25 protein-coding genes are annotated in these 24,720 nt (G+C 71.7%); 17 read left to right on the plus strand and 8 right to left on the minus strand.

What is annotated here, in order from left to right:
* Positions 1 to 95: 95 nt before the first annotated feature.
* From D9598_RS07180 to D9598_RS07210, 7 genes are all read left to right on the plus strand, one after another.
* The gene (locus tag D9598_RS07180; protein ID WP_198365733.1) at positions 96 to 728 is read left to right on the plus strand and encodes a methylthioribulose 1-phosphate dehydratase; all 633 of its coding nucleotides are present in this window, start codon (positions 96 to 98) and stop codon (positions 726 to 728) included.
* Entirely contained in the window at positions 725 to 1,264 is a 540-nt protein-coding gene (locus D9598_RS07185) for an acireductone dioxygenase (protein WP_198365734.1), read from the plus strand. The genes D9598_RS07180 and D9598_RS07185 overlap by 4 nt, the downstream gene beginning before the upstream one ends.
* Before the next feature lie 2 nt (positions 1,265 to 1,266).
* The gene (gene mtnC, locus D9598_RS07190; protein ID WP_198365735.1) at positions 1,267 to 2,004 is read left to right on the plus strand and encodes an acireductone synthase; all 738 of its coding nucleotides are present in this window, start codon (positions 1,267 to 1,269) and stop codon (positions 2,002 to 2,004) included.
* Between the two features lie 43 nt (positions 2,005 to 2,047).
* Positions 2,048 to 3,037 carry a magnesium transporter CorA family protein gene (locus D9598_RS07195; protein ID WP_198365736.1) on the plus strand — a complete coding sequence of 330 codons (990 nt, stop codon included), beginning with the start codon at positions 2,048 to 2,050 and terminating at the stop codon, positions 3,035 to 3,037.
* A gap of 68 nt (positions 3,038 to 3,105) precedes the next feature.
* Positions 3,106 to 4,971: an ABC transporter ATP-binding protein gene (locus D9598_RS07200; protein WP_198365737.1), complete on the plus strand. Its 1,866-nt coding sequence runs from the start codon at positions 3,106 to 3,108 to the stop codon at positions 4,969 to 4,971.
* A 74-nt stretch (positions 4,972 to 5,045) separates the two neighbouring features.
* Positions 5,046 to 6,047: an acetamidase/formamidase family protein gene (locus D9598_RS07205; RefSeq protein ID WP_198365738.1), complete on the plus strand. Its 1,002-nt coding sequence runs from the start codon at positions 5,046 to 5,048 to the stop codon at positions 6,045 to 6,047.
* A 167-nt stretch (positions 6,048 to 6,214) separates the two neighbouring features.
* Positions 6,215 to 6,781 (plus strand): GcrA family cell cycle regulator, encoded by a 567-nt coding sequence (locus D9598_RS07210; protein WP_198365739.1) that lies wholly within the window; start codon positions 6,215 to 6,217, stop codon positions 6,779 to 6,781.
* 82 nt (positions 6,782 to 6,863) lie between these two features.
* Here the strand turns inward: D9598_RS07210 and phnE (D9598_RS07215) are convergent, their stop codons facing one another.
* From phnE (D9598_RS07215) to D9598_RS07240, 6 genes are all read right to left on the minus strand, one after another.
* Positions 6,864 to 7,706, minus strand: a complete 843-nt coding sequence (gene phnE / locus D9598_RS07215) for a phosphonate ABC transporter, permease protein PhnE (RefSeq protein ID WP_198365740.1) — start codon at positions 7,704 to 7,706, stop codon at positions 6,864 to 6,866.
* A 1-nt stretch (position 7,707) separates the two neighbouring features.
* A complete protein-coding gene (gene phnE / locus D9598_RS07220) occupies positions 7,708 to 8,604 on the minus strand; it encodes a phosphonate ABC transporter, permease protein PhnE (RefSeq protein WP_198365741.1) in 897 nt (298 codons plus the stop codon).
* Between the two features lies 1 nt (position 8,605).
* Complete coding sequence (gene phnD / locus D9598_RS07225) at positions 8,606 to 9,592, minus strand: phosphate/phosphite/phosphonate ABC transporter substrate-binding protein (protein WP_198365742.1); 987 nt, start codon at positions 9,590 to 9,592, stop codon at positions 8,606 to 8,608.
* Positions 9,593 to 9,751: 159 nt separating this feature from the next.
* Positions 9,752 to 10,720, minus strand: a complete 969-nt coding sequence (phnD, locus tag D9598_RS07230) for a phosphate/phosphite/phosphonate ABC transporter substrate-binding protein (protein WP_198365743.1) — start codon at positions 10,718 to 10,720, stop codon at positions 9,752 to 9,754.
* A gap of 56 nt (positions 10,721 to 10,776) precedes the next feature.
* Complete coding sequence (gene phnC / locus D9598_RS07235; RefSeq protein ID WP_198365744.1) at positions 10,777 to 11,613, minus strand: phosphonate ABC transporter ATP-binding protein; 837 nt, start codon at positions 11,611 to 11,613, stop codon at positions 10,777 to 10,779.
* Positions 11,614 to 11,770: 157 nt separating this feature from the next.
* Entirely contained in the window at positions 11,771 to 13,993 is a 2,223-nt protein-coding gene (locus D9598_RS07240; RefSeq protein WP_232477009.1) for a heavy metal translocating P-type ATPase, read from the minus strand.
* A gap of 106 nt (positions 13,994 to 14,099) precedes the next feature.
* Between D9598_RS07240 and D9598_RS07245 the strand changes: the two genes are divergently transcribed.
* Entirely contained in the window at positions 14,100 to 14,597 is a 498-nt protein-coding gene (locus D9598_RS07245; protein ID WP_198365745.1) for a helix-turn-helix domain-containing protein, read from the plus strand.
* A gap of 312 nt (positions 14,598 to 14,909) precedes the next feature.
* On the plus strand, positions 14,910 to 15,338 hold the full coding sequence (locus tag D9598_RS07250; RefSeq protein ID WP_198365746.1) for a hypothetical protein: 429 nt from the start codon (positions 14,910 to 14,912) through the stop codon (positions 15,336 to 15,338).
* Between the two features lie 10 nt (positions 15,339 to 15,348).
* On the opposite strand, the gene D9598_RS07255 is transcribed toward D9598_RS07250, so the two are convergent.
* Both D9598_RS07255 and D9598_RS07260 read right to left on the minus strand, forming a co-directional pair.
* Positions 15,349 to 16,260: an EamA family transporter gene (locus tag D9598_RS07255; RefSeq protein ID WP_198365747.1), complete on the minus strand. Its 912-nt coding sequence runs from the start codon at positions 16,258 to 16,260 to the stop codon at positions 15,349 to 15,351.
* Between the two features lie 46 nt (positions 16,261 to 16,306).
* The gene (locus D9598_RS07260) at positions 16,307 to 17,221 is read right to left on the minus strand and encodes a LysR family transcriptional regulator (RefSeq protein WP_198365748.1); all 915 of its coding nucleotides are present in this window, start codon (positions 17,219 to 17,221) and stop codon (positions 16,307 to 16,309) included.
* A gap of 176 nt (positions 17,222 to 17,397) precedes the next feature.
* On the opposite strand from D9598_RS07260, the gene D9598_RS07265 reads away from it, so the two are divergent.
* From D9598_RS07265 to D9598_RS07300, 8 genes are all read left to right on the plus strand, one after another.
* A complete protein-coding gene (locus D9598_RS07265) occupies positions 17,398 to 18,147 on the plus strand; it encodes an SIMPL domain-containing protein (protein WP_198365749.1) in 750 nt (249 codons plus the stop codon).
* Positions 18,148 to 18,207: 60 nt separating this feature from the next.
* The gene (locus D9598_RS07270; RefSeq protein ID WP_198365750.1) at positions 18,208 to 19,074 is read left to right on the plus strand and encodes a DMT family transporter; all 867 of its coding nucleotides are present in this window, start codon (positions 18,208 to 18,210) and stop codon (positions 19,072 to 19,074) included.
* Positions 19,075 to 19,223: 149 nt separating this feature from the next.
* Entirely contained in the window at positions 19,224 to 19,973 is a 750-nt protein-coding gene (locus D9598_RS07275; RefSeq protein WP_198365751.1) for a class I SAM-dependent methyltransferase, read from the plus strand.
* 311 nt (positions 19,974 to 20,284) lie between these two features.
* A complete protein-coding gene (gene coxB, locus D9598_RS07280) occupies positions 20,285 to 21,199 on the plus strand; it encodes a cytochrome c oxidase subunit II (protein ID WP_198365752.1) in 915 nt (304 codons plus the stop codon).
* Positions 21,200 to 21,241: 42 nt separating this feature from the next.
* Positions 21,242 to 22,852, plus strand: coding sequence for a cytochrome c oxidase subunit I (ctaD, locus tag D9598_RS07285; RefSeq protein WP_198365753.1), 1,611 nt, complete (start codon positions 21,242 to 21,244; stop codon positions 22,850 to 22,852).
* A gap of 48 nt (positions 22,853 to 22,900) precedes the next feature.
* Positions 22,901 to 23,836 carry a heme o synthase gene (locus tag D9598_RS07290; RefSeq protein ID WP_232477052.1) on the plus strand — a complete coding sequence of 312 codons (936 nt, stop codon included), beginning with the start codon at positions 22,901 to 22,903 and terminating at the stop codon, positions 23,834 to 23,836.
* Entirely contained in the window at positions 23,833 to 24,006 is a 174-nt protein-coding gene (locus D9598_RS07295) for a hypothetical protein (protein WP_198366206.1), read from the plus strand. The genes D9598_RS07290 and D9598_RS07295 overlap by 4 nt, the downstream gene beginning before the upstream one ends.
* 13 nt (positions 24,007 to 24,019) lie before the next feature.
* On the plus strand, positions 24,020 to 24,649 hold the full coding sequence (locus D9598_RS07300; RefSeq protein WP_198365755.1) for a cytochrome c oxidase assembly protein: 630 nt from the start codon (positions 24,020 to 24,022) through the stop codon (positions 24,647 to 24,649).
* Positions 24,650 to 24,720: the final 71 nt, after the last annotated feature.

Genomic DNA, 24,720 nt, shown 5'->3' on the forward strand with positions numbered 1-24,720 from the left:
AACGTCATTCCTCCGCCATCCTCCGGCAGGCTTCGCCGCTTTATGCGGCGCCGTGCCCGATCACGATCGCAGCCGACTCCGGGAGCCCATGCCCGATGCCCGTCTCCGCCCCTTCCGAGAGCGTCGTCCAGGATATCCTCCGCGCCGGCCGGCGCATGGACAGCCGCAACTGGGTGCCCGCCACGGCCGGCAATCTCTCCGTCCGGCTGGAGGGGGGGCGGGTCGCGGTGACGCGCTCGGGCTTCCACAAGGGCTTCCTCACGCCGGACGCGGTCATGGTGGTCGGCCTGGATGGCGCCGCGGAGGACCCGACGCTCCGGCCCTCGGCCGAGACCCTGCTGCATTGCGGCCTCTACCGCCGCTTTCCCGAGGCCGGGGCCGCGCTGCACGGCCATTCCATCGCCGCGACGGTGCTGTCGCGCCAGGCCGGCGAGGCGATCCGGCTGGAGGGCTACGAACTGCTGAAGGCCTTCCCCGGCCTCTCCACCCATGACGCCGCGGTCGAGCTGCCGGTCCTGGACAACGACCAGGACATCGCGCGGCTGCAGCGGGCGGTGGAGGCGCGGTGGGATCGCCTCTCGGGAATCGCCGCCGCCATTCCGCCGGGCTATTTGATCCGCGGGCACGGCGTCTATGTATGGGCGGACGGCATGGAGGCGGCTCTGGCGCGGCTGGAGGCGCTCGAATTCATGCTTGAGTGCGAACTGCAAGCCCGGAGGGTCCGATGAGCCTGTTGACCATCAAGGATGCCGAGACCGGCGCCGAACTCCTGCGCTCCAGCGATCCGGCCGAGATCGCGGCGGCACTGGCCCCGATCCAAGTCCGCTTCGAGCGCTGGGAGGTGGCGCCGCTGCCGGAGGGCGCCTCGGCCGAGGCCGTGCTGGAAGCCTATCGCCCGCAGCTCGACACCCTCATGGCCGGCACCGGCGCGGGCACGGCGGATGTCATCCGGCTCACCGCCGACCATCCGCAGAAGGAGGCGCTGCGCAGCAAGTTCCTCTCGGAGCATATCCACACCGAGGACGAGGTCCGCTTCTTCCACGAGGGCAGCGGCAACTTCATCATGCATGTCGACGGCAAGGTCTATGACGCCCATTGCACCCGGGGCGACCTGATCAGCGTGCCGGCCAACACCCGGCACTGGTTCGACGCCGGCACCGAGCCGCATGTCACGGCGCTGCGGATCTTCACCGACACCACCGGCTGGACGCCCCACTACACCGGCGCCGACATCGCCGAGCGCTTTCCCGCCGTGACCGGTTGAGCATGACCGCCGTCCTGCCACGTGGCCCGGTCTCGGCCGTCCTGACCGATATCGAGGGCACCACCAGCGCCATCGCCTTCGTCAAGGAGACGCTGTTCCCCTATGCCGAGGCCCGGCTCGACGCCTTCCTGGACGCGCAGGAGGGCGAGCCGGAGGTGGCGGCCGCGCTCGCCGCCGCCGCCCGGGCCGCCGCGCCGGGCGAGCCGGTGCGCGCCGCGCTGCGCCGCTGGATGGCCGAGGACGCCAAGGTCGCCCCGCTCAAGACGCTGCAGGGGATGATCTGGCGGCAAGGCTACCTGGACGGCGAGATCCAGGGCCATCTCTGGCCGGATGTGGCGCCCTGCCTGCGGGCCTGGGCGCGGGCGGGCATCCTGCTCAACGTCTATTCCTCCGGATCGGTGGCGGCGCAGAAGCTGCTCTTCGCCCATTCCGTCGCCGGCGATCTGATGCCGCTGCTCAACGGCCTGTTCGACACCGCCGTGGGGGGCAAGCGGGAGGCCGCGAGCTACGCCGCCATCGCCCAGCGGTTGCAGATGCCGCCGGGCGAGATCCTGTTCCTCTCGGATGTGGCCGAGGAACTGGACGCGGCGGCGACGGCGGGGTTCGCCACCTGCCAGCTGGTGCGGCCGCGGGACGGCACCCGGCCCAGCGGCCGCCACGCCGAGGCGCCCGACTTCCCCGGCGTCGCCGGCCTTTTCGGCCTGCCGGTGCCGCGCCACCTGACCGGCGAAGCCGCCTGACCGCAGTCCTTCAGCAAGCCCTCGGGCGGGAGCCTTCCCCGGCATGATGACCATCTACACCGTGCTGGAGGGACGCGCCGTGCGGCGCGAGGGCATTCCGGAGCCGGCGGCGTTGCGCGCCGCGGTCTGGATCGACCTGCTCTCGCCGACGCCGGAGGAGGAGCAGGCCGTGCAGGCCGCCCTCGACCTCGAGATCCCGACGCGTGAGGAGATGCAGGAGATCGAGAGTTCCTCGCGCCTCTACAAGGAGGGGGAGGCCCTCTTCCTCACCGCCAACTTCCTCTATGGCGTGGACGAGGGGGAATATGGCTCGACCGCCATCAGCTTCGTGCTGGCGGAGAGCAATCTGGTCACCGTGCGCTATGCCACGCCCAAGGCCTTCACCCTGTTCGCCAACCGGGTGCTACGCGCGCCGGCGCTGCTGGCCAGCCCGGACAGCGTGATGATCCATCTGTTCGAGCAGGTGGTCGACCGCCTGGCCGATGTGCTGGAGCGGATCGGCGCCGACATGGACCGGGCCAGTAAGGCCGCCTTCCGCAATGCCAACAGCGCGCAGCGCGTGAAGGTCAAGGCGCGCGACGCGGTGCTGAAGGACGTGCTGATCGCGCTCGGCCAGGTGGGCGAGGTCACCAGCCGCGCCAACGAGACCCTGCTCGGCCTCTCGCGCATCCTGACCTTCGTCGGCGCCGAGAAATCCTCGGCCGTGCGGAAGGAGAACCGGGTCGGCATCAAGACGCTGATGCGCGACGTCCGCTCGCTGATCGAGCACGCCGGCTTCCAGAACAACAAGGCCAACTTCCTGCTCGATGCGGTGCTCGGCATCATCAACATCGATCAGAACGGCATCATCAAGACCTTCACCGTGGCCAGCGTGGCGCTGATGCCGCCGACGCTGGTCGCCAGCATCTACGGCATGAACTTCGCCGAGATGCCCGAGCTGAAGCTGGCCTTCGGCTATCCGCTGGCCCTGCTGATCATGATCATCAGCGCGCTGCTGCCGGTGTTCTACTTCAAGCGCAAGGGCTGGCTCTGACGCGGCGTCGCCGAAGCGTCATCCTCCGCCGGCTTGACAGGAGGGGCGGCCCGGTCCTGCCTCGCTGCATGGTCGCGAATCCCTTCGAGCGCTTCATCGACCCCGTGGCGCCTCCCGGGGCGCCCGCCAGCCGCTGGCTCGGCACGCCGGTGCCGGAGGCGCCGCCGCCGCCCGGGCTGCTCGGCTTCTACTGGTACTTCGTCCGCCAGGCGCGTCTGCTCTTCGCCCTTCTCTTCGGGGCCGGCCTGGCGGTGGCGCTGCTCGACGCGCTGATCCCGGTCTTCATCGGCCGCGTCGTGGGTCTTCTGGCGGAGCACGAGCCGGGGCGGCTCTTCGCGGAAAGCTGGCCCGCGCTGCTCGGCATGGCGGCCGTGCTGCTGATCGGCCGGCCGCTGGCCATCCTGGCGCAGAACCTGGTCGGGCAGATGGCGATCAATGCCGGCGTCACCAGCATGATCCGCTGGCAGAGCCACTGGCACGTGGTGCGCCAGGGCTGGGCCTTCTTCCAGGAGGATTTCGCCGGCCGCATCGCCAACCGCGTCATGCAGGCCGGGCCGGCGCTGCGGGAGAGCGTGGTGCAGTCGGTCAACGCGGTCTGGTACATCCTGGTCTACGGGACCGGCGCGGTGATCTACCTGGCCACCGCCGACCTCTGGCTGGCGCTGCCGATCCTGGTCTGGTTCGCCGCCTATTGCGCCCTGCTGCGCTTCATCGTGCCGCGCCTGCGCGACCGCGCCAGGGCGGCCTCCGAGCAGCGCAGCCTGCTCACCGGCCGCATCGTCGACAGCTACACCAATATCCTGACCCTGAAGCTCTTCGCCCGCGCCGAGGACGAGGACGCCTTCGTGCGCGAGGGCGTGCTCGGGCTGAACGCCGCCTTCCAGCGCCAGATGCGGCTGATCACCCTGAACGGTCTGCTGCTCTCCAGCCTGAACGCCGCCATGCTGGTGGCCATGGCGGCGATCGCGCTGACGCTGTGGGACCGCGGCGTCATCACCGTGGGGCTGGTGGCGGCGGCGCTGCCCATGGCCTGGCAGATCGCCAATATCTCCGGCTGGGTCGCCTTCAACGTCGCCGGCATCTTCGAGAACCTGGGCGTGGTGCAGGAGGCGAGCGGCAGCATCGCGGTGCCGCCCACCGCCGCCGACGCGCCCGATGCGCGGCCGCTCGTGGTGGCGCGGGGCGAGATCCGCTTCGAGCATGTGCGCTTCGCCTATGGCGGCACGCGCGGCGTGCTGCGCGACTTCGATCTGACGGTGCGGGCCGGCGAGCGGGTCGGGCTGGTCGGGCATTCCGGCGCCGGCAAGACGACGGCGATCAACCTGCTGCTGCGCTTCTTCGCGCCCGAGGGCGGGCGCATCCTGATCGACGGGCAGGACATCGCCGGCGTCACGCAGGAGAGCCTGCGCGGCGCCATCGGCGTGGTGACGCAGGACACCGCCCTGCTGCACCGCTCGATCCGCGACAACATCCGCTACGGCCGGCCGCGCGCCAGCCAGGCCGAGGTGGAGGCCGCGGCGCGCCTGGCCGAGGCGGACGGCTTCATCCGCGACCTGCGCGACTGGCGGGGCCGCAGCGGCTACGACGCGCATGCCGGCGAGCGCGGCGTGAAGCTCTCGGGCGGGCAGCGGCAGCGCGTGGCCATCGCCCGCGTGCTGCTCAAGGATGCGCCGATCCTGGTGCTGGACGAGGCCACCAGCGCCCTCGATTCCGAGGTGGAGGCGGCGATCCAGGGCCAGCTGGCGCGGCTCATGGCGGGCAAGACGGTGATCGCCATCGCCCATCGCCTGTCCACGCTGGCCAGCATGGACAGGCTGGTGGTGCTGGAGGAGGGGCGCGTGGTCGAGCAGGGCAGCCACGACGAACTGCTGGCCCGGGACGGTGCCTATGCCCGGCTGTGGAAGCGCCAGTCGGGCGGCTTCCTGGAGGGGTAGTCTTTACGGGCCCGGGGCCGGTTGACCGCGAGGCGGCCCGCCCGGAAGCTGCGGTGCCGCAGAGGAGCCCCGCCATGCCCGCCACCCATCATCTCGACGCCAGTCCGGAGACGGTCCGCTTCGGCGCCTTCGATGCCGCCTTCGCGCCGGTGCTGACCGTCGCCTCGGGCGATCTGGTCGTCATGCAATGCGTCTCCGGCCCGGCCGAGGTGATGCCGCCCGCGCGGAGCGGCCTGGAGATCCCGCCGGCGCTGCGGGCGATCCACGCGGCGGTGGCGGAGGGCCGCCTGCCGCGCCTCGGTCCGCACCTCGTCACCGGGCCGGTGGCGGTGGAGGGCGCCGAGCCGGGCGATTGCCTGCGTATCGACATCGAGGCGATCGAGCTGGGCGCGGACTGGGGCTACAACCACTTCCGGCCGCTGGTCGGCACCCTGCCGGAGGATTTCCCCTATCGCCGCCTGGTGCACATCCCGGTGGACCGCGCCGCGATGACCTGCCGCCTTCCCTTCGGGCCCGAGCCGGATGCCGCGGGGCAGGGCGGCCTGACCCTGCCGCTCTCGCCCTTCTTCGGCGTCATGGGCGTGGCGCCGCCGGGCGAATGGGGGCAGATCTCGACCAAGGAGCCGCGCGCGCATGGCGGCAACCTGGACAACAAGGAACTGGTGGCGGGCAGCACCCTCTACCTGCCGGTGCACCGCCCGGGCGCGCTGTTCAGCGCCGGTGACGGCCACGGCGTGCAGGGCGATGGCGAGGTCTGCGTGACGGCCCTGGAGATGTGCCTGACGGGGCATTTCCGGCTGTCCCTGCTGAAGGGGGGCGGGCAGCGGGCCCCGGTCCTGGGCTTCCCGCGCGCCGAGACGCCGACGCATTTCATCAGCATGGGCATCCATGAGGATCTGGATCTGGCGATGAAGCAGGCCTTGCGCGAGATGATCGCCTTCATTACCTCGCGCAGTCGCCTAAGTGCGGCCGATGCGTATCAATTTTGCTCCCTGGCTGTCGATTTTCACGTCACTCAGACAGTAAATGGGGAGAAAGGCGTGCATGGACTTCTGCGCAAAGGCCTCCTGTTCTGATCGTGCGGGCGCGATTTCTGGCGCCGGCGACGGGATAACATCGTCGGGATTGGCGCCTTTTCACTTGCGCACGTGGTTTTCCACAAGTTTTCGGAGTCGTTCGCCAATCCGCATCTTGTGCCGCCCCCCTGGGTTTCACTACCGTATCTGGTAGTAGGAGGCCGGTAATGGACTGGACAGCGGAAGCGATCGATGCCTTGCGCGCCCTTTGGGCGGAGGGCCATTCGACGGCCGAGATCGGCCGGCGGATGGGGATCTCCAAGAATGCCGTGGTCGGCAAGGCGCATCGCCTGAACCTGCCGGCGCGCCCGAGCCCGATCCGCCGCGAAGCGACGGAAGCCTCCCCGGCGCGCTCCCAGGTTGTCGCGGCCGCGCCGGTGCAGCCGCCCGTGGCCGAAAGGCCCGCGCCGCCGCCGCCCGCGCCGCCCCCCGCTCCCACGCCTCTCATGGCAACGACCACCCTGGCTCCGGCCACCCGTCCGCTGGTGGCCGCACCGGAACTGGCGGTGCCCCGTGCCGCCCCGCCGCGCCGCGCGGTGCCGGCTCCCGCCACCGCGGTCGTGCGGCCCTTCCAGCGCAGCGGCGGCCGCAGCTGCTGCTGGCCCATCGGCGAGCCGGGCACGCCGGAGTTCCGCTTCTGCACGGCCGAGGCCATCCCCGGGAAGCCCTATTGCCCCGAGCATGCCGCCGTCGCCTATGTGAAGGCGCGTGACCGCCGTGAGGATGCCGCCTGACGCGAGCCCACCCTGGGAGAGGATGCGCGAAGGGCCCGGGAGCCGTCCTCCCGGGCCCTTCGCCGTTCCGGGGCGGGCGGGCTCAGCCCACCGCCGCCTCGCGCCGGCCGATCAGCCGGCGCCGCACCATGCCGGAGAGCGCGTCGATGGCGGCGACGGTCAGCACCATCAGGATGATGATGAAGGCCACCTCGTCCCAGTGCCGCACCTTGATGCGCTCGGCGATCTGCAGGCCGATGCCGCCGGCGCCGACCACGCCGAGGATGGCCGCCGAGCGGGTGTTGCTCTCGAAGAAGTAGAGCGCCTGCGCCAGCATCACCGGCAGCACCTGCGGCAGCACGCCATAGCGCAGGGCATGCAGCCGCCCGCCGCCGGCGGCGATGACGCCCTCGCTCTGCCGCTTCTCGGCATTCTCGATCGCCTCGGCGTAGAGCTTGGCCAGCACGGCGAGGTCGCTGGTGAAGATGGCCAGCACGCCGGCCAGCGGGCCGAGGCCCACGGCGCGCACATAGGCCAGCGCCCAGATCAGCTGGTCGACGCCGCGGATGCCGTCGAAGACGCGGCGCAGCGAGAAGCGCAGCAGGGTCACGGTGATGACGTTGCGCGCGCCGAGGAAGCCGAGCGGCACGGCGACCAGCGCGGCCAGGACGGTGCCGAGGAAGGCCATGGCGACGCTTTCCGCCATGCCCTTCAGGATGTCGAGCCAGAGCTCGCCGGGGCTCGGCGGCACCATCAGCCGCAGGATGGTGAAGAGGCCGGACAGGCCGTTCCACAGCCGCGCGGGCGTGATGTCGAACAGCCAGAGGCTCCAGGCGAGCCAGGCCAGGAAGGCGGCGCCGCCCGCCCAGCGCAGCGTCCGGCCCATCGGCGTCGGCCCGAAGGCGCGGGGGTGGCTGCGTTTCCAGTCGGCGATCGAGGCGGACATCTCAGCGCTCTCCCGCGGTATCGATGAGGCGGTGGCGGAGCCGCTCGGAGACCAGGTCGATCAGCATGACGGTGAGGACGATGAGCAGCACGATGGCGCTGATCTCCTCGTAGTAGTTGAAGGCGATCACCTGATAGAGCTCCTGCCCGATGCCGCCGGCGCCGACGAAGCCGATGACGCTGGCGCCGCGCACATTGATCTCGAAGCGCAGCAGCGCGTAGCTGACGAGGTTCGGCGCGACCTGCGGCAGCACGGCGTAGCGGCAGGCCTGGGCCCAGTTGGCGCCGGAGGCGCGCAGCCCGTCCCAGGCCTGCATCTCGGTGTTCTCGATCACCTCCGAGAACAGCTTGCCCAGCGCGCCGGCGGTGTGGATGGCGATCGCCAGGATGCCGGCCAGGGGCCCGACGCCGAAGGCCCAGACGAAGATCAGCGCGTAGACGATCTCGGGGATGGTGCGCGTCGCCTCCAGCCCGCGCCGGGTGATCTGGTGCGCCCAGGCGTTGGGCGCGATGTTGCGCGCCGCCGGGAAGGCCAGCAGCAGCGCCACCGCGGCGCCGGAGAGCGTCGCCAGGGCCGCCATCTGCGCCGTCTGCAGCAGCAGCAGCGCCCAGGTGTCGAGGCGGTAGAACCAGAAGGCCAGGCTGCCCTCCGTCTCCACGCCGGAGAACAGCGCGTCCCAGCGCAGCGTGGGCAGGATGCGGCCGAAATACTCGCCGATGCGCGGCAGGCCGGCGAGCAGGGTGGCGGGATGGAACTCGCTCATCCAGCCCGCCGCCAGCAGGCCGGCGAGGAGAAGGGCGAGGCCGAGGGCGGTCCGGACGCGGCGCTGGCGGCGGAGGTCACGATAGGCCTCCTCCCCGCGTCGCACCGCCGGCAGATGGGCGGCGATGGCGTGCATGCTATCCGCGGCGGCGCCGGGCCGCCGCCTCCTCCTGTCTGAGGTCGATGAAGAGCTGGTAGTCGGCGTGCCGCGCCTCGCGGTAGCCGGTGCCCTCGCCACGGCTGATCTGGCGGTAGATCTCGGGATGCGCGCGGGGCAGGGCGAGAAAGAATTGCAGCAGGTCGCGCTTCAGCGCGTCCGGCAGGTCGGCGCGGACGGTGATCGGCCCGGTGGCGATCGGCTCGGAGCGCCAGATGAGGCGGACGTCGCGCATGTCGAGCATGCCCTTGTCCACCATGGCGCGGAGATTGCCGCGGGTGAAGCCGCGCGCCGCATCGCCCTGGCCCGAGGCCCAGGTGCAGCAGGCGTCATACTGCTTCTGCAGCACGGCGACGACGGCCTGCTCGTGCCCGCCGGCGAAGCCGGTGCGGGAGAAATAGCGGTCGATATCGATGCCCTGGCGGCGCAGCGCGGCGCGCGGCAGCAGGTAGCCGCTGGCGGAATTCGGATCGGCCCAGGCGAGCGAGCGGCCCCGCATGCCGGCGAGGTCCTGGATGCCGGCATCGGCCCGCGCCACCATCACGGCGAGATAGCCGATGGAGCCGTCCTCCTGCTCCGGCACCACCAGCGGCTCGACGCCGCCCTTCGTGTCGAGCCAGGCGCCGGCATAGGCGGAGGCGCCGAGCGAGGCGATCTCCACCTGTCCCGCCGCGAAGGCCTGCATGACACCGGCATAGTCGCCCGAGGGATAGACCCGCACCGGCACGCCGAAGGTCGCCTCCATCAGCGCGCGGTAGCCGTCGAAGCGCGCCAGGCGGTCCACCTCGTTCTCGCCGCCCATCAGCGCGATGCCGAGGCGTGGCACCTGCCCGGCCCAGGGCCGGCGGCCGGGGGCGGGGAAGGCGACATCGCCATCCGCGCTCCTCCGCTGCGCCCGCGCGGAGCGGGGCGAGGCCAGCAGCGCGGCGGCGGCGAGGGCGGTGAGGTGGCGTCGGCTGGGCTGCATGTCTCGGCTCCGCTGCGGCGCCCCGGAGGATGGAGGAAGGATCGGAAGGGCGCCCGAGCGGATGGTTGTAGGTCAGATGGTGTCCGGGCGGCATCGCGCTTCCGGCGATGCCGCCCGGCCCCTGGCGGGGAGGCGAGGGGCCGGCGGCCCCGCGCGGGATCAGCTCCGGCGGCGGCGCTCGGCGGCCTCGTCGCGGCGCAGCTGGACGATCGGCGCGAACATCTCGTGCGTGACGCGGACATAGCCCTTGCCGCCGCCGCGCTCGATGTCGGCGTAGATCTTCGGGTGGCTGTCGGGCAGCGCCAGGTGGAAGTTGGTGAAGTCCTCCCTGAAGGCGGCCGGCAGGGCCTTGCGCACCACCAGCGGGCCGTTCGGGATCGGGCGCGACTTCCAGATCAGGTTGAGGTCGGCCATGTTCAGCATGCCCTTCTCCACCATCGCCTGGAGGTTGCCGCGGGAGAAGCCCTTGCTCTGGTCGCCGATGCCCGAGGCCCAGGTGCAGCAGGCGTCGTACTGCTTCTGCAGCACCGCGACGACACCCTGCTCATGCCCGCCGGCGAAGCCGGTGCGGGAGAAGAAGCTGTTGATGTCGATGCCGTCGTTGCGCAACTCCGACCGCGGGATGAGGTAGCCGGAGGTCGAGTTCGGATCGGCCCAGGCCAGCGACCGGCCCTTCATCTGTTCGAGCGAGGTGATGCCGGAATCCTTCCGCGTCACCATCACCGAGATGTAGGAGGAGGAGCCGTCGCTCTCCAGCGGCACCACCAGCGGCTCCACCGCGCCATTGGTGTCGAGCCAGACGCCGGCATAGCCGGAGGCGCCCATGGAGGAGGCCTCGATCTGCCCGGCCGAGAAGGCCTGCATCACGCCGGCATAATCGGCCGCCGGGAAGAGGCGGGTCGGCACCTTGAAGGTGTCCTCGATCAGCTTGCGATAGGCATCGAAGCGGCCCAGGCGGTCGGATTCGTTCTCGCCGCCGAGCAGGCCGATGCGGATCTGCGGGACCTCCTTCGCCCAGGGGCGCTCGCCGGTGGCGGGCATGGCGACGGGCGCCTGCTGGGCGCGCAGGGCAGCGGGCAGCAGGGCGGTGCCGGCCACGAGGCCGGCCAGCGTGCGACGCGTGATCATCATCGGTCTCCTTGGGGGGCGTCCGGCCTTCCCGGCGGGAAGGCGGCGCGGATCTCTCAGGCGGTGAAGGCGGCCGCCTGGCTGGTTTCAGGCCCGTGCGCTGGCCTGCGTGCCGGCTCCATCAGGCTCTGCTCATCGAACTCGGCCTCGGACACGCCGTAGATCTCCCGCAGCTTCGCGGCGGTGAGGCCGGCGGGCGGCCCGTCGAACATCACCCGGCCGGCCTGCATGGCGATGATCCGGTCGCAATAGTCGCGGGCGATCTCGAGGTGGTGCAGATTGCAGAGCACGGTGATGCCGTCGCGCCGGTTCACGTCGCGCAGGGCCTCCATGACGGTGCGGGAATTGCGCGGATCCAGGCTGGCCACCGGCTCGTCGGCCAGGATCAGGCGCGGCTCCTGCATCAGCACGCGCGCGATGGCGACGCGCTGCTGCTGGCCGCCCGAGAGGGTGTCGGCGCGCTGCAGCGCCTGGTCAGCCAGATCGAAGCGATCCAGCGCGGCGAGCGCCATGGCGCGCTCCTCGGCCGGGAAATGCTTGAACAGGGTGGTCAGCGTGCCGAGCAGGCCGGGATGGTGGTTGAGCCGGCCCACCAGCACGTTGGTCAGCACGTCGAGCCGCTGCACGAGGTTGAACTGCTGGAAGATCATGCCGCAGCGGGTGCGCCAGTCGCGCAGCGCCTGGCCGCGCAACGCCGTGACATCGGCGCCGTCATGCAGGATGCGGCCGCTGGAGGGTTCGGTCAGCCGGTTGATCATGCGCAGCAGGGTGGACTTGCCGGCGCCCGAGCGGCCTATGACGCCGACCATCTGACCAGCCGGAATCGTCAGGCTCACATCCTGCACCGCCGCCGTGGCGCCGAAGCGGCGCGAGAGGTTTTCCAGCTGAAGCATCCGTCGCCCTATCGCAATGCGGCGGCGTATAGAGGGCACCCGTGACAGCGGAATGACAAGGGAATGACATCCGCATGTCGAATCCCCCGCGGCCACGGCAGATCCCGATCGGGCGGAATCGCCGGATCGGGTGAAGATGCCCGCGAAAACAAATGCTCTAGGGCCGCCAGCGCAGCAGCCGCAGGGCGTTGAGCGTCACCAGGACGGTGGCGCCGGTATCCGCCAGGATCGCCGCCCAGAGCCCGGTCGCGCCGGTCACGGTGGTCAGCAGGAAGACCAGCTTCAGGCCCACCGCGAGCGCCACGTTCTGCCGCACATTGGCCAGCGTCGCGCGGGACAGCGCCACCAGCTCGGCGACGCCGGAGACGCGGCCGCGCAGCAGCGCCGCATCGGCGGCCTCCAGCGCCACGTCGGTGCCGCCGCCCATGGCGATGCCGGCGGTGGCGGCGGCGAGCGCCGGAGCGTCGTTGATGCCGTCCCCCACCATCAGCACCGGCCCGGCCGCGCGCCGCGTGGCGATCTCGCGCAGCTTGTCCTCCGGCCGCAGCCCGGCCCGCACGGCCACGCCGAGCGCCGCGCCGATGGCGGCGCCGGTGCGCGGATTGTCGCCCGTCAGCATCACCGCCTCGAGGCCCTGGCGGCGCAGCGCGGCGAGGCCCTCCGCGGCATCCGGCCGCGGCTCGTCGCGCAGCGCGATCAGGCCGAGCACGCGCGCCTCCTCCATCAGCACCGTCACCGTCTGGCCCTCCTCCTCCAGCCGGAGCGTGGCCTCGGCCCAGGGGGAGGAAATGGCGGAGGGGATGGCGGCTCCGGCCCAGGCCGGGCTGCCAAGGCCGAGGCGCCGGCCCTCGACCACGGCGGTCACGGCCTGGCCGGGGATCGCCCGGGCCTCGCGCGCCGGCGACGGGACCAGGCCGCGCGCCGCGGCCTCGGCCAGGACGGCGCGGGCCAGCGGATGCGCCGAGCCGCTCTCCACCGCCGCCGCGAGGCGCAGCAGCTCCGCCTCCGCCACCCCCTCCGCCGGCCGCAGGGCGGTGACGCGCGGCTGCCCCTCGGTCAGCGTCCCGGTCTTGTCGAAGGCGACGGTGCGGGCGCCGCCGATCGCCTCCAGCGCCTCGCCGCCCTTGACCAGCAGCCCGCGCCGTGCCCCGGCGGAGAGGCCGGAGGCCATGGCGGCGGGCACCGAGATGACCAGGGCGCAGGGACAGGCCACCAGCAGCAGGGCGAGGCCCCGGTAGAGCCAGGTGGCCCAGTCGCCGCCGGCCAGCAGCGGCGGCGCCAGGATGACGAGGGCCGAGACCGCCATGGCGCCGGGCGTCCACCAGGCGCTGAAGCGCTCGATGAAGCGCTGGGTGCGGCCGCGGCTGGCGCTGGCCTCGGCCACCATGGCGGCGATGCGGGACAGGGTGCTCTCGCCGGCCGCGTGGTTGACGCGGAGGCGCAGCGCGCCGTCGGTGCTGATGGCGCCGGCCACCACCGCGTCGCCCGGGCCGCGCGTCACGGGGATGGATTCGCCGGTCACCGGGCTTTCGTCCAGCGCCGCCCGGCCCTCGAGGATGGTGGCGTCGCAGGGAATGCGCTCGCCGGGGCGCACCAGGACGATGTCACCCGGGGCGAGGCCGGCGGCGGGGACGGTGGCGACGGCGCCGCCCGCCGCCTCGCGCCGGGCCTCGCGCGGCATCAGCGCGACCAGCGCCTGGATGCCGGCGCGGGCGCGGCCGGCGGCGACACCCTCCAGCAGCTCGCCCAGGGCGAAGAGGAAGACCACCATCGCCGCCTCCGCCGCCGCGCCGATCACGCTGGCCCCGAGGGCGGCGGTGACCATCAGCGTCTCGATGCTGAAGGGGCTGCCGGCGCGGGCGAGCGCCAGGGCGCGGCGGCCGAAGGGGATCAGCGCGACGAAGGTGGCGGCGAGATAGAGCGGGCCGGCCAGTCCGGGCAGGAGATGCGCGGCGATCCAGGCGCCGGCCACCAGCGCGCCGAGCAGGAAGACCAGCCGGGCCTTGCCGGTGGCGTACCAGGGGCGGTTGGCATCGGCGGGATCGTCGTGATGGTGTCCATGCCCATGGTCATGTCCGGCGTGGTCATGCCCGTGGTGATGGCCGGCGTGGTCATGGCTGTGGTCATGTTCGGGATGCGCCGCCGGTGGCGCGGCATCGCCGGGCAGGGGCGAGACGCGATAGCCGAGCGCCTCGACCTGCCGCCGCACGCCCTCGGGGCTGGCCCGCGGCTCCAGCTCGGCGGAGAGCCGCTCGGTCATCAGGTTGACCTCGACCGCCGAGACCCCGGGCAGGCGTTCCACCGCCCGCTTCACCTTGGCGACGCAGCCGGCGCAATCCATCCCCTCCACCCGCCATGCGGCCCTGCCCGTCGATGCCATCGCTTGTCCTTCCAGAAGGCCCTGCCCAGATGTGGGACCTCCAGCGACTGGAGGTTCAAGACCCCCGCGGCCGGAGGATCGGTCCGGGCCTGAGGAGAGGCGGAGCATGCAGGAGGTGCGGCGGGCGGCGCCACGCTGGTCCATCGGCGATCTGGCGCGGCGGACCGGGGTGAAGGCGACCACCATCCGCTGGTACGAGCAGGAGGGCCTCCTGCCGGCGCCGGCGCGCAGCGAGGGCGGGCATCGCGTCTATGGCAACGATCATCTGCGTCGCCTGGGCTTCATCCGCCACGCGCGGGAGCTGGGCTTCGGCATGCCGGCTGTCCGCGGCCTGCTGGGCCTGGCGGGGCGGCCGCGCGACGCCTGCAGGGAGGCGCATGCCCTGGCCCTGGCGCAGATCGAGGAGATCGACTCGCGGCTGCGACGCCTCGCCGCGCTGCGGGCGGAGCTGACGCAGATGGCGGCCTCCTGCGCCGGCGGCCCGGCCGCCGACTGCCGCATCCTCGAGACGCTGGCCGACTTCGAGCATGGGCATTGCGCCGACCCGGCGCATGGGAGGGAGGCCGCCGACCCGGCGCCTGGGAGAGGGGAGAGGCCGGCCTAGCGGGGCGGCGGTCGCCTCTCTCCCGCTGCGATGTCATCCGTGGCGGGTGAGGGGGGAATATCATTGCGGCACGGCGCGAGGACTGGCTAGGCTTCAGCCATGCTGTCCTGCTTCCTCCTCCTCGCGCAACGACAGGGCCGCTCTCCGGCGGCCCTGGCGCGCGCGTGGAATGCCGGAGGAGCGCCGGCGGGGGCCTGAGCCTCCGCCTTCCATCCCGGCCTCCCGCGCCGTTCAGCCCCGCCACGCACCGGCGGGGTTTCCCCATGCGCCGCCCGGCGCCCCCGCCGGCCCCTGACCTTCCAGGAGCCCGCCATGACCCTCCGCCATCCTGAGCTCGGCGAGGCCGCGATCGACCGGATCGGCCGCGGCCTGCTGGACCGCAGCCTGCCCCGGGCGGAGTGGACCCACGCGGCGCACTTCGCCGCCGCCCTCTGGATCCTCGAGCGTTGCCCGGCGCGCGACATGCCGGAGCTGATCCGGGCCTACAACCTGGCCTGCGGCGTGGCGAACAGTGACAGTGGTGGATACCACGAGACCATCACCCGGGCCTCGCTGCGCGCCGCCCTGGCCTTCCGCGCCGCCCGGCCAGGCCTGCCGCTCGCCGCCCTGCTGCGCGCGCTGCTGGCCTCGGAACTCGGCGACAGGGACTGGCCGCTGGCCTACTGGACGCGGGAGCGGCTGTTCTCGGTCGCCGCGCGGCGCGGCTGGGTGGCGCCGGACCGGCGGCCGCTGCCCTTCTGAGGCGGCGGCCTCACCGCCCCAGCAGCACCAGCACCACCCCGGCCACCACCGTCATCGCGCCGATCACCTCGGCGCGCTTCAGCGTCTCCTTCAGATAGAAGCGGCTGAACAGCAGGGTGAAGAGGATCTCGGTCTGGCCCAGGGCGCGCACCATGGCCACGGGAGCGAGGGCGAAGCCGGCGAACCAGCAGGCCGAGCCGCAGGCCGAGAGCGCGCCGACCGGCAGGCTGTCGCGCCAGGTGCGGAAGACGGCGCGGAACTGCTCCGGCTCCTTCAGCGCCAGCCAGCCGCCCTGCATGACGGTCTGCAGGATGTTGGCCACCACCAGCGTGACCAGCGCGCGCAGGATCGGGTCGGGATGCGCCAGCTCCTGATTGGCGGCCTTGATCAGCACGGCGGTGAGGGCGAAGCCGGTGCCGGCGCCCAGCCCGTAGAGCGCCGCCGGCTGCAGCGTCGCCTGCAGCAGCCCGCGCGGCGACATCTCCCGACCCGCGAGGGAGAGATAGAGCACGCCCCCCACGCCGATGGCGATGCCGAGCCAGGACAGGGCGGAGAGGTGCTCGCCGAGCAGCACCAGGGCCAGGATCGCGCCCTGCACCGCCTCGGTCTTGGCATAGGCGGTGCCGACGGCGAAGCCGCGCGCGCCGAAGGAGAGGATCAGCAGGTTGGTGCCGAGGATCTGCGTCAGCCCGCCCAGCGCCGCGAAGGCCAGGAAGGTCAGGGTCGGCGCCGGTAGGGCACCGAGCGCGCCGGTCGCCGCCGCATAGGCCAGCAGCAGGAGCAGCCCGACCGGCACGCCGTAGAGGTAGCGGACCACGCCCGCGCCGTTCACGGAAAGCTGGCCGCGCAGCTTCTGCTGGAGCGCGGTGCGCCAGGTCTGCAGCAGGGCGGCGGAGAGGGTGACGGCGATCCAGAGCGGCATGCGGCGTTCCAGGAAGGGGCCGGCGCGGGACCGGCCGAGAGCGGGATCAGCGGGGGAAGGTGCCCTCGAAGGTCTCGATGACCAGCTGGCGGAACCAGCGTTCGGCCGGGTCGCGGTCCTGCGAATCGCTCCAGGCGATGGAATTGGCGATGATGTCGGGCGCCACGGGCGGCACTTCCGTGGCCAGGCCGGCGCGCGCCGCCAGCCGCTGGCCGACGAAGTCCGGCACCGTGGTCACCAGGTCGGTGCCGGGCAGGGCGGCGGAGAGGAGGCCGAAGGAGCTGATGCTCAGCACCACGCGCCGGCTGCGGCCCTGCTGGCGCAGCACCGCGTCGACGAAGCCGCTCATGTCGCCGCGTGGCGTGACCAGCACGTGCGGGCGGGCGCAGTAGGCGTCGATCCCGGCGACGGAGGGGGTGGCGGGATCGCGCAGGATGAGCCAGCCGGAATGGCGCAGCACGCGGATGCGCGCATTGGCCGGCAACTCGTCGCCCAGATAGCCCAGGGCCAGGTCGATCTCGCCATGCGCGAGCCAGCCGGGCAGGGTGCGGAAGTCGCCGATGCGGATCGCCAGCCCGCAGAAAGGCGCCTCCTGCCGCAGCCGGGCCATCAGCGGCGGCAGGATGGCGAAGCCCACGGCGTCGGAGCAGCCGATGCGGAAGCTGCGGGCATCGCGCGAGGGCTCGAAGGGCGTGGCCGCGGCGATGCCGGCCGTCAGGGCGGCGAGCCGCGGCGCGATCACGGCGTGAAGGTCCTGGGCGCGGCTGGTCAGGCGCAGCTCCTGCCCCTCCCGCACCAGCAGCGGGTCCTGGAAGATCTCGCGCAGCCGCTTCAGCCCGCCCGAGGCGGCCGGCTGCGAGAGGAAGAGCCGCTCCCCGGCGCGGGTGACATGCCGCTCCTCCACCAGCGCCACGAAAAGACGCAGCAGGTTCAGGTCCGGCAGGCGGTCGGCGGGGTTCATCGGGCGTCTCCGGGGCCGGCGCGGCCCGTCCTGTCGTGATGTTCGTCCCGGGGCAGGGGCTAGAGCAGACACGCGGGCTTGACCAGAGCTTCGCCGGGCCAGGGGGAAGAGGGGCTTTCCAGGGGCGCCCGCCAAAGCGATACCGGCGGCTTGCGCATGACCAGGGAGACGCCAGCATGACCCGCCCGTTTTTTCGTCCCGGCCTCCTGCTGCTGTGCGGCCTGCTGGCCGCCGGCCCCGCCCTGGCGCAGGGGGGCGCCACGGTGCCGCCGCCCGGCTCCGGCTCCGCCCCTAACCCTGGCGCGGAGAGCGCCGGCGCGGCGGAGACGGTGCTGATCCTCTCCGAGACCGCCGAGCTCGGCCGCGCGCCGGACGAGGTGCGGGCGACGCTGCGGGCCGAGGCGCGCGGCGCCAGCGCCGCCGCCGTGCAGGCGCAGGTCAACACGCTGATGGAGAAGGCGCTGGCGCAGTCGCGGACGGTGGCCGGCGTGCGCGCCACCACCGGCGGCTACTGGACCAGCCGCAACGAGGAGAACCGCAACTGGACCGCCTCCCAGGCCCTGAACCTGCGCGGCGGCGATGCCCCCGCCCTGCTGGAACTGGCCGGGGCGCTGCAGGGGCAGGGCCTGGCGATGTCCCAGCTGGGCTGGCAACTCTCCCGCGCGCAGCAGACCGCGGCGCGGCAGGAGGCCGGCCGGATGGCGATCGAGGCGCTGCGCCAGCGGGCCGAGGCGGTGGCGGCGCAGCTCGGCCTGCGCGTCGCCGGCATCCGCAACCTGCGGCTCGACGCGCCGGATTCGCCGGTGCCGCGCCCGATGGCCATGGCCATGGCGGCGCGCGGCCAGGGCGCGCCGGCCCCGGTGACGGCGCCGGAAGATGTGATCGTCTCCTCCACCGCGGTCGCCGAATTCATCCTGCGTCCCTGAAGCCGGTGCCGGACGGCGCCGGACTGACAGGACCGTTTCCCGATGCCATGATGGCCGGGAATGTCACCCATCCTGACGGGACTCGCGCTGCAGATCGTGGCCATCGCCTTCTTCGTGGCGCTGGACACGACCATCAAGTTGATGACCGCGCATTTCGCCGTGCCGCAGCTCATTTTCGCGCGTTTCGCCTTTCATCTCGTCTTCGTGGCCCTGGCCATGCGGCTGTTCGGCGGGCCGCTGCCCTGGCGCTCGCGGGCACCGGGGCTGCAGGCGCTGCGGAGCCTCTGCCTGGCCTCGGCCAACTTCCTCTTCTCGCTGGCCCTGGCGCGGGTGTCGCTGGCCGATGCCACGGCGGTGAACTTCGCCTCGCCCCTGCTGACCGTGGCGCTGGCCGCGCTGTGGCTGGGGGAGACGGTCGGCCGGCGGCGCTGGCTCGGTGTCGGCATCGGCCTGCTGGGCGTGGCGGTGGCGCTGCGGCCGCCCTTCCTGACCGGCGGGCCGCTGCCGCACTGGGCGATCCTGCTGCCCCTCGGCACGGCGGCGCTCTACGCCGTCTACCAGATCCTGACCCGCAAGCTGGCCAGCATCGACGATCCGCGCACCACCATCCTGCATACCGGCATCGCCGCCGCGCTGGCCAGCGCCCTGGCGCAGCCCTTCGTCTGGCACTGGCCGGCGGGGGGCTGGGGCTGGCTCGGCCTCGCGGCCCTGGGCGTCTTCGGCGCCGCCGGGCATGCCCTGCTGGTGCTCGCCTTCGCCCGCGCCCCGGCCAGCCTGCTGGCCCCGATGACCTATACCCAGCTGATCTGGGCCGTGCTGGCCTCGATGCTGGTCTTCGGCGACCATCCCGACCGCTTCACCCTGCTGGGCGCCGCCGTGATCACGCTGGGCGGGCTATTGGTGGCGCTGCCGCAAAGCCGGCGCTAGGATCCGCCGCCCGCGAGTGGATCCCACGAGTGGACATGGGGGGGCGGCGCAACCGCCCGGCGTGACCTGGCGTTGCTGGTCCGGGGAAACTCTTGCGCTTGCGCCGGCAGTCATGAGGGGCTAGCGGAGGTCGGGCGCGAGGACAGGGAATGGCCACGACACTTGAATCACCGCGAAACCCAGCGGTTCACGCCTCGAATGACGCCGTTCTGCGGGATCATCCCCGGGCGGCGCTGGACGCCAACTCCGTCAGGGAGGCCTATCGCCGCTGGGCGGGGGTCTATGACGCGGTGTTCGGCGGTGTCTCCTCCTATGGCCGCCGCAGGGCCGTCGCCGCTGTCAACCGCCTTCCCGGCACGCGCGTGCTGGAGGTGGGTGTCGGCACCGGCCTCGCCCTGCCGCGCTACAAGCCCGAGAAGCGCGTGGTGGGCATCGACCTCTCGCGCGACATGCTGCTGAAGGCCCGCGAGCGCGTCGCGCAGGAGGGCCTCTCGCATGTCGAGGGGCTGCTCGAGATGGATGCCGAGTCGATGGCCTTCGAGAACGGGGCCTTCGATATCGCCGTGGCCATGTTCACCGCCAGCGTCGTGCCGGACGCGAAGCGCCTCTTCGCGGAGATGCAGCGCGTGGTGCGGCCGGGCGGCCACCTGCTCTTCGTCAACCATTTTGCCGCCGAGGGCGGGCCCCGCTGGTGGGTCGAGCGCACCATGGCGCCGCTCTCCCGCGTGCTTGGCTGGCACCCCGACTTCGCCTTCAGTGACCTGTTCGACCGCGACGCGGTCCAGGTCGAGGCGATTCAGCCCTGCCCGCCGGCGGGCCTGTTCACCCTGGTGCATCTGCGCAACGCCGAGCCGGCCACGGCGACGCTGACCGATCCCGCCAAGCTCGCCGCGGCCTGAGCGGCGGCGCCCGCCCCGCTCCCGGGGCGCGGCCGGGCGGCCGGGCGGCAGGTCCGGGCTTCCCTCTATTTCCAGATGGCGGATTCAAGGCGCGGCACGGGGCCGCGACGGCGGCGCTGGCCGGCTCATCGCCCCGCCCTCCCTTGTGCATGGTGGGGAGGCGCGACTATGGTCCGGCGGTATGCCTGCCCTGCGGTTGTGGGGTAAGGGGAGGGTGGACCGTGCGGTGCGGTCCGGCTTCGATTCGGCGCGCTGCGCGCCGGCGTCCGACGAGAGCGGGCGCATAGGGATGAGAGCGGACGGGATAGGGAATGCGGCGGTCGATCGTTTCGCGCTTCGCGGGCTTCGCCGCCACCTTCGGGGTGGCGGCTGTCTCCTTGCTGCAGGGGGCGCCTGCCCTGGCCCAGGCACCGGCTGCCACCGCGCCCGGGGCGACTGTGGCGCCGGATACGATGATCGGGGCCCCGGTGCCCTGGGGCATCGACCTGCAGCGCGCCGGTGGGCCGCTGAAGGACGCCATCCACGACTTCAACGTGCTGGTGCTCTGGATCATCGTCGCCATCACGATCTTCGTGGGCGCGCTGCTGGCCTACGTGGTCTGGCGCTTCCGCGCCTCGGCCAACCCGGTGCCCTCCCGCACCAGCCACCATACCCTGCTGGAGGTGGCCTGGACGGTCGTGCCGGTGCTGATCCTGATCGTCATCGCCATTCCGTCCTTCCGGCTGATCTACTACCAGGACCGGACGCGGGACGCCGAGCTGACCATCAGCGTGACCGGCCGGCAGTGGTACTGGCACTACGCCTACCCGGACCACGACAACTTCGCCTATGACAGCTATCCGGTGCAGACGGCCGACCTGAAGCCGGGCCAGCGGCGCCTGCTGGAGGTGGACGAGCCTCTGGTCGTGCCGGTGGGCAAGAACATCCGCATCCTCACCAGCGGCCAGGACGTGATCCACAGCTTCTTCGTGCCGAGCCTCGGCGTGCAGAAGTACACGATCCCGGGCCGCACCATGGAAACCTGGATGCGGGCCGACAAGGTCGGCACCTTCTATGGCCAGTGCAACCAGATCTGCGGCGAGAACCACTGGTTCATGCCGATCGTGGTGAAGGCGGTGCCGCAGGCGGAGTTCGATGCCTGGGTCGCCGGCGCCAAGCAGCGCTTCGCGGCCGATGCGGGCGCGCCGGCGGATGGCCAGGCCCTGGTTGCGGAGCTGCGCCGCTAAGGCGGCGTTCACGAGACGGTTCGAGAGCGGGACGGACAAGAGATGGCGACCGCGTCACACACGCACGACACCCATGGCCACGGGGATCACGGCCACCACGACCACACGCCCGGCTTCGTGGCGCGCTGGTTCTTCAGCACCAACCACAAGGACATCGGGATCCTCTACCTGATCTTCGCGGTGGCTGCGGCCTTTGTCGGCATCGGCCTGTCGCTGCTGATGCGGATCGAGCTGCAATCCCCGGGCATGCAGATCTTCGCCAGCGGCCAGGCCTGGAACGTCGCCGTCACCGCGCATGGCGTGGTGATGGTGTTCTATGTCGTCATGCCCGCGCTGATCGGAGGCTTCGGCAACTACTTCCTGCCGATCATGATCGGCGCGCCGGACATGGCCTTCCCGCGGCTGAACAACATCTCCTTCTGGCTGCTGGTCCCGGCCCTGCTGCTGACGGTGGGCAGCCTCTTCGTCGGCGGCGCCGGCACGGGCTGGACGCTCTATCCGCCGCTGTCCAACAGCACCTACCAGGCCGGCATGGGCCCGGACATGGCGCTGTTCGGCCTGCACCTGGCGGGCGCCAGCTCGATCCTGGGCGCGGCGAACTTCATCACCACCGTGTTCAACATGCGCGCCCCGGGCATGACGCTGCACAAGATGCCGCTCTTCGTCTGGTCGATGCTGGTCACCGCCTTCCTGCTGCTGCTCTCGGTGCCGGTGCTGGGCGGCGCCATCACCATGCTGATCACGGACCGCAACTTCGGCACGGCCTTCTTCGACCCCGCCGGCGGCGGCGACCCGGTGCTGTTCCAGCACCTGTTCTGGTTCTTCGGCCATCCCGAAGTCTACATCATGATCCTGCCGGCCTTCGGCATCATCTCCCACGTGCTCTCCACCTTCAGCCGCAAGCCGATCTTCGGCTATCTCGGCATGGCCTATGCCATGGTGGCGATCGGCGTGGTCGGCTTCGTGGTCTGGGCGCACCACATGTTCACCTCCGGCATCTCGGTGGACACGCGGGCCTATTTCATGGCCGCGACCATGGTCATCGCCGTGCCCACGGGCATCAAGATCTTCTCCTGGATCGCCACCATGTGGGGCGGTTCCATCTCCTTCAAGACGCCGATGCTCTTCGCCATCGGCTTCATCTTCCTGTTCACCATGGGTGGCGTGACCGGCGTGAAGCTGGCCAATGCCGGCGTGGACACGATCCTGCACAACACCTACTACGTGATCGCGCACTTCCACTACGTGCTGTCGCTCGGCGCCGTCTTCGGCATCTATGCCGGCTTCTACTACTGGATCGGCAAGATGAGCGGGAAGCAGTACCCGGAGAAGTGGGGCCAGATCCATTTCTGGCTGACCTTCATCGGCGTGAACCTGACCTTCTTCCCGATGCACTTCCTGGGCGCCCAGGGCATGCCGCGCCGCTACCCGGATTATCCGGACGCCTTCGCCGGCTGGAACCTGATCGCCAGCCTCGGCTCCTATATCTCGGTGGCGTCCTTCCTGGTCTTCATCTATGTCTGCTGGCGCACCTTCACCAGCAAGGAAGTGGCCGCCGCCAATCCCTGGGGCGAGGGCGCCACGACGCTGGAATGGCAGGTCTCCTCCCCGCCGCCCTTCCACACCTTCGATGAACTGCCCCGCATCCGCTGAGGTTCGATACGGCTGATGAGTGAGACTGCGATCGATTCCGAGATCCGTATGGGGGGGGCTTCGGCCCCCCTCGGCGCATCCGCCGAGCTTGACCTGAGCGAGGTCGGCGACTGGCTGGCGCTGCTCAAGCCGCGCGTCATGTCGCTGGTGGTCTTCACCGGGCTGGTCGGCATCATCGTGGCGCCGGGCGGACTCCATCCCGTGCTGGCCGCCACCGCCATCCTCTGCATCGCCGTCGCGGCCGGCGCCGCCGGCGCCATCAACATGTGGTTCGACCGCGACATCGACGCCGTGATGCGGCGCACGGCGCGCCGGCCGATCCCCGCCGGCCGCATCCGGCCCGAGGCGGCGCTGACCTTCGGCATCGTCCTGGCGCTCGCCTCGGTGCTGCTGATGGGGCTGGCGGTGAACCTCACCGCCGGCGCCGTGCTGGCCGGCTCGATCGGCTTCTACGTCTTCGTCTACACCATGTGGCTGAAGCGGCGGACGCCGCAGAACATCGTCATCGGTGGCGCCGCGGGCGCCTTCCCGCCGGTGATCGGCTGGGCCGCCGTGACCGGCCAGGTCTCGCTCGAGGCGCTGGTGATGTTCGCCATCATCTTCGTCTGGACCCCGCCGCATTTCTGGGCCCTCTCGCTCTATGCCAGCGGCGACTACCAGCGCGCCGGCGTGCCGATGCTGCCGGTGGTGGCCGGGGCACGGGAGACGCGGCGGCAGATCTGGCTCTACTCCCTTGTGCTGGCGCCCCTCGGCCTGCTGCCCACGCTGCTCGGCATGGCCGGCCTGGCCTATGGCGCCGCCGCGCTGGTGCTGGGCGCCTTCTTCCTGGAGGCGATGTGGCGGGTGCGGCGCGACGCGCAGGACGAGGCCGGCCGCAGCCTGACCAACGACGCCCCGGCGCGCGCCGCCTTCCGCTTCTCCATCATCTACCTGTTCATGCTCTTCGCCGCCCTGGCGGCGGACAAGCTGGTCTTCGGCCCGTGAGCGCTCCCCCGAAGGCCTCGCGGGGCGGCCCGGCCGGCATGACGGAGGAGGAGAAGCAGGCCTTCATCCGCCGCCGGCGCGGGCGCAACTGGGCGATTCTGGCCGTGTTGCTGGGGCTGGTGGCGTTGTTCTACTTCATCGCCATGGCCCGCATGTCGATCACCGAATGAGGGAAGGGCGCGCATGACCCCCGATCTCGCCCGCCGCAACCGCCGGGTCGCGCTTGGCGCCGCCGCCATCGTCGGCGGCATGCTGGGCCTCTCCTTCGCCGCCGTGCCGCTCTACACCCTGTTCTGCGCCGTCACCGGCTATGGCGGCACGCCGGTCATCAACAGCGCGGCGGCGCCGGGGGCCGCGGACGGGCGGAGCATCACCGTCCGCTTCAACGCCACCACCCATCCGGGCCTGCCGTGGCAGTTCCAGCCCGGCCAGACCGCGATGCGCGTGCGGGCGGGCGAGGAGGGCATCGCCTTCTACACCGCCCGCAGCCAGGCCGCGGGCCCGAGCACTGGCATCTCGACCTACAACGTCACCCCCGAGGTGGCGGGGCCGTACTTCCACAAGGTCCATTGCTTCTGCTTCGACGAGCAGACCCTGCAGGGCGGACAGCAGGTGGAGATGCCGATCTCCTTCTGGGTCGATCCGAAGATCGCCGAGGACCCCAACACGCGGGACATCGGCACGATCACCCTCAGCTACACCTTCTTCCGCACCCTGGCCGATGCGGAGCGCGCCGGCGCCCTGGCCAAGGCGGGGCCCCATGCCGGGAAATGGAGCGAGGCGGACCCCGCGCGCCCCACGCTGACCCGGTGACGCACTTGATCCGCAAGCCGTTTTGAGGATTGATGCGACGAGTTTGACCGGGCGCCGCCAGCCCCTCCCGG

This window comes from Roseomonas sp. KE0001 (assembly GCF_016107285.1).
Classification (GTDB): domain Bacteria; phylum Pseudomonadota; class Alphaproteobacteria; order Acetobacterales; family Acetobacteraceae; genus Pseudoroseomonas.

Coding starts and splice junctions, on each gene's coding strand:
- D9598_RS07180 (WP_198365733.1), top strand. CDS start 96: ATGCCCGTCTCCGCCCCTTCCGAGAGCGTCGTCCAGGATATCCTCCGC.
- D9598_RS07185 (WP_198365734.1), top strand. CDS start 725: ATGAGCCTGTTGACCATCAAGGATGCCGAGACCGGCGCCGAACTCCTG.
- mtnC (WP_198365735.1), top strand. CDS start 1,267: ATGACCGCCGTCCTGCCACGTGGCCCGGTCTCGGCCGTCCTGACCGAT.
- D9598_RS07195 (WP_198365736.1), top strand. CDS start 2,048: ATGATGACCATCTACACCGTGCTGGAGGGACGCGCCGTGCGGCGCGAG.
- D9598_RS07200 (WP_198365737.1), top strand. CDS start 3,106: ATGGTCGCGAATCCCTTCGAGCGCTTCATCGACCCCGTGGCGCCTCCC.
- D9598_RS07205 (WP_198365738.1), top strand. CDS start 5,046: ATGCCCGCCACCCATCATCTCGACGCCAGTCCGGAGACGGTCCGCTTC.
- D9598_RS07210 (WP_198365739.1), top strand. CDS start 6,215: ATGGACTGGACAGCGGAAGCGATCGATGCCTTGCGCGCCCTTTGGGCG.
- phnE (WP_198365740.1), bottom strand. CDS start 7,706: ATGTCCGCCTCGATCGCCGACTGGAAACGCAGCCACCCCCGCGCCTTC.
- phnE (WP_198365741.1), bottom strand. CDS start 8,604: ATGCACGCCATCGCCGCCCATCTGCCGGCGGTGCGACGCGGGGAGGAG.
- phnD (WP_198365742.1), bottom strand. CDS start 9,592: ATGCAGCCCAGCCGACGCCACCTCACCGCCCTCGCCGCCGCCGCGCTG.
- phnD (WP_198365743.1), bottom strand. CDS start 10,720: ATGATCACGCGTCGCACGCTGGCCGGCCTCGTGGCCGGCACCGCCCTG.
- phnC (WP_198365744.1), bottom strand. CDS start 11,613: ATGCTTCAGCTGGAAAACCTCTCGCGCCGCTTCGGCGCCACGGCGGCG.
- D9598_RS07240 (WP_232477009.1), bottom strand. CDS start 13,993: ATGGCATCGACGGGCAGGGCCGCATGGCGGGTGGAGGGGATGGATTGC.
- D9598_RS07245 (WP_198365745.1), top strand. CDS start 14,100: ATGCAGGAGGTGCGGCGGGCGGCGCCACGCTGGTCCATCGGCGATCTG.
- D9598_RS07250 (WP_198365746.1), top strand. CDS start 14,910: ATGACCCTCCGCCATCCTGAGCTCGGCGAGGCCGCGATCGACCGGATC.
- D9598_RS07255 (WP_198365747.1), bottom strand. CDS start 16,260: ATGCCGCTCTGGATCGCCGTCACCCTCTCCGCCGCCCTGCTGCAGACC.
- D9598_RS07260 (WP_198365748.1), bottom strand. CDS start 17,221: ATGAACCCCGCCGACCGCCTGCCGGACCTGAACCTGCTGCGTCTTTTC.
- D9598_RS07265 (WP_198365749.1), top strand. CDS start 17,398: ATGACCCGCCCGTTTTTTCGTCCCGGCCTCCTGCTGCTGTGCGGCCTG.
- D9598_RS07270 (WP_198365750.1), top strand. CDS start 18,208: ATGTCACCCATCCTGACGGGACTCGCGCTGCAGATCGTGGCCATCGCC.
- D9598_RS07275 (WP_198365751.1), top strand. CDS start 19,224: ATGGCCACGACACTTGAATCACCGCGAAACCCAGCGGTTCACGCCTCG.
- coxB (WP_198365752.1), top strand. CDS start 20,285: ATGCGGCGGTCGATCGTTTCGCGCTTCGCGGGCTTCGCCGCCACCTTC.
- ctaD (WP_198365753.1), top strand. CDS start 21,242: ATGGCGACCGCGTCACACACGCACGACACCCATGGCCACGGGGATCAC.
- D9598_RS07290 (WP_232477052.1), top strand. CDS start 22,901: ATGGGGGGGGCTTCGGCCCCCCTCGGCGCATCCGCCGAGCTTGACCTG.
- D9598_RS07300 (WP_198365755.1), top strand. CDS start 24,020: ATGACCCCCGATCTCGCCCGCCGCAACCGCCGGGTCGCGCTTGGCGCC.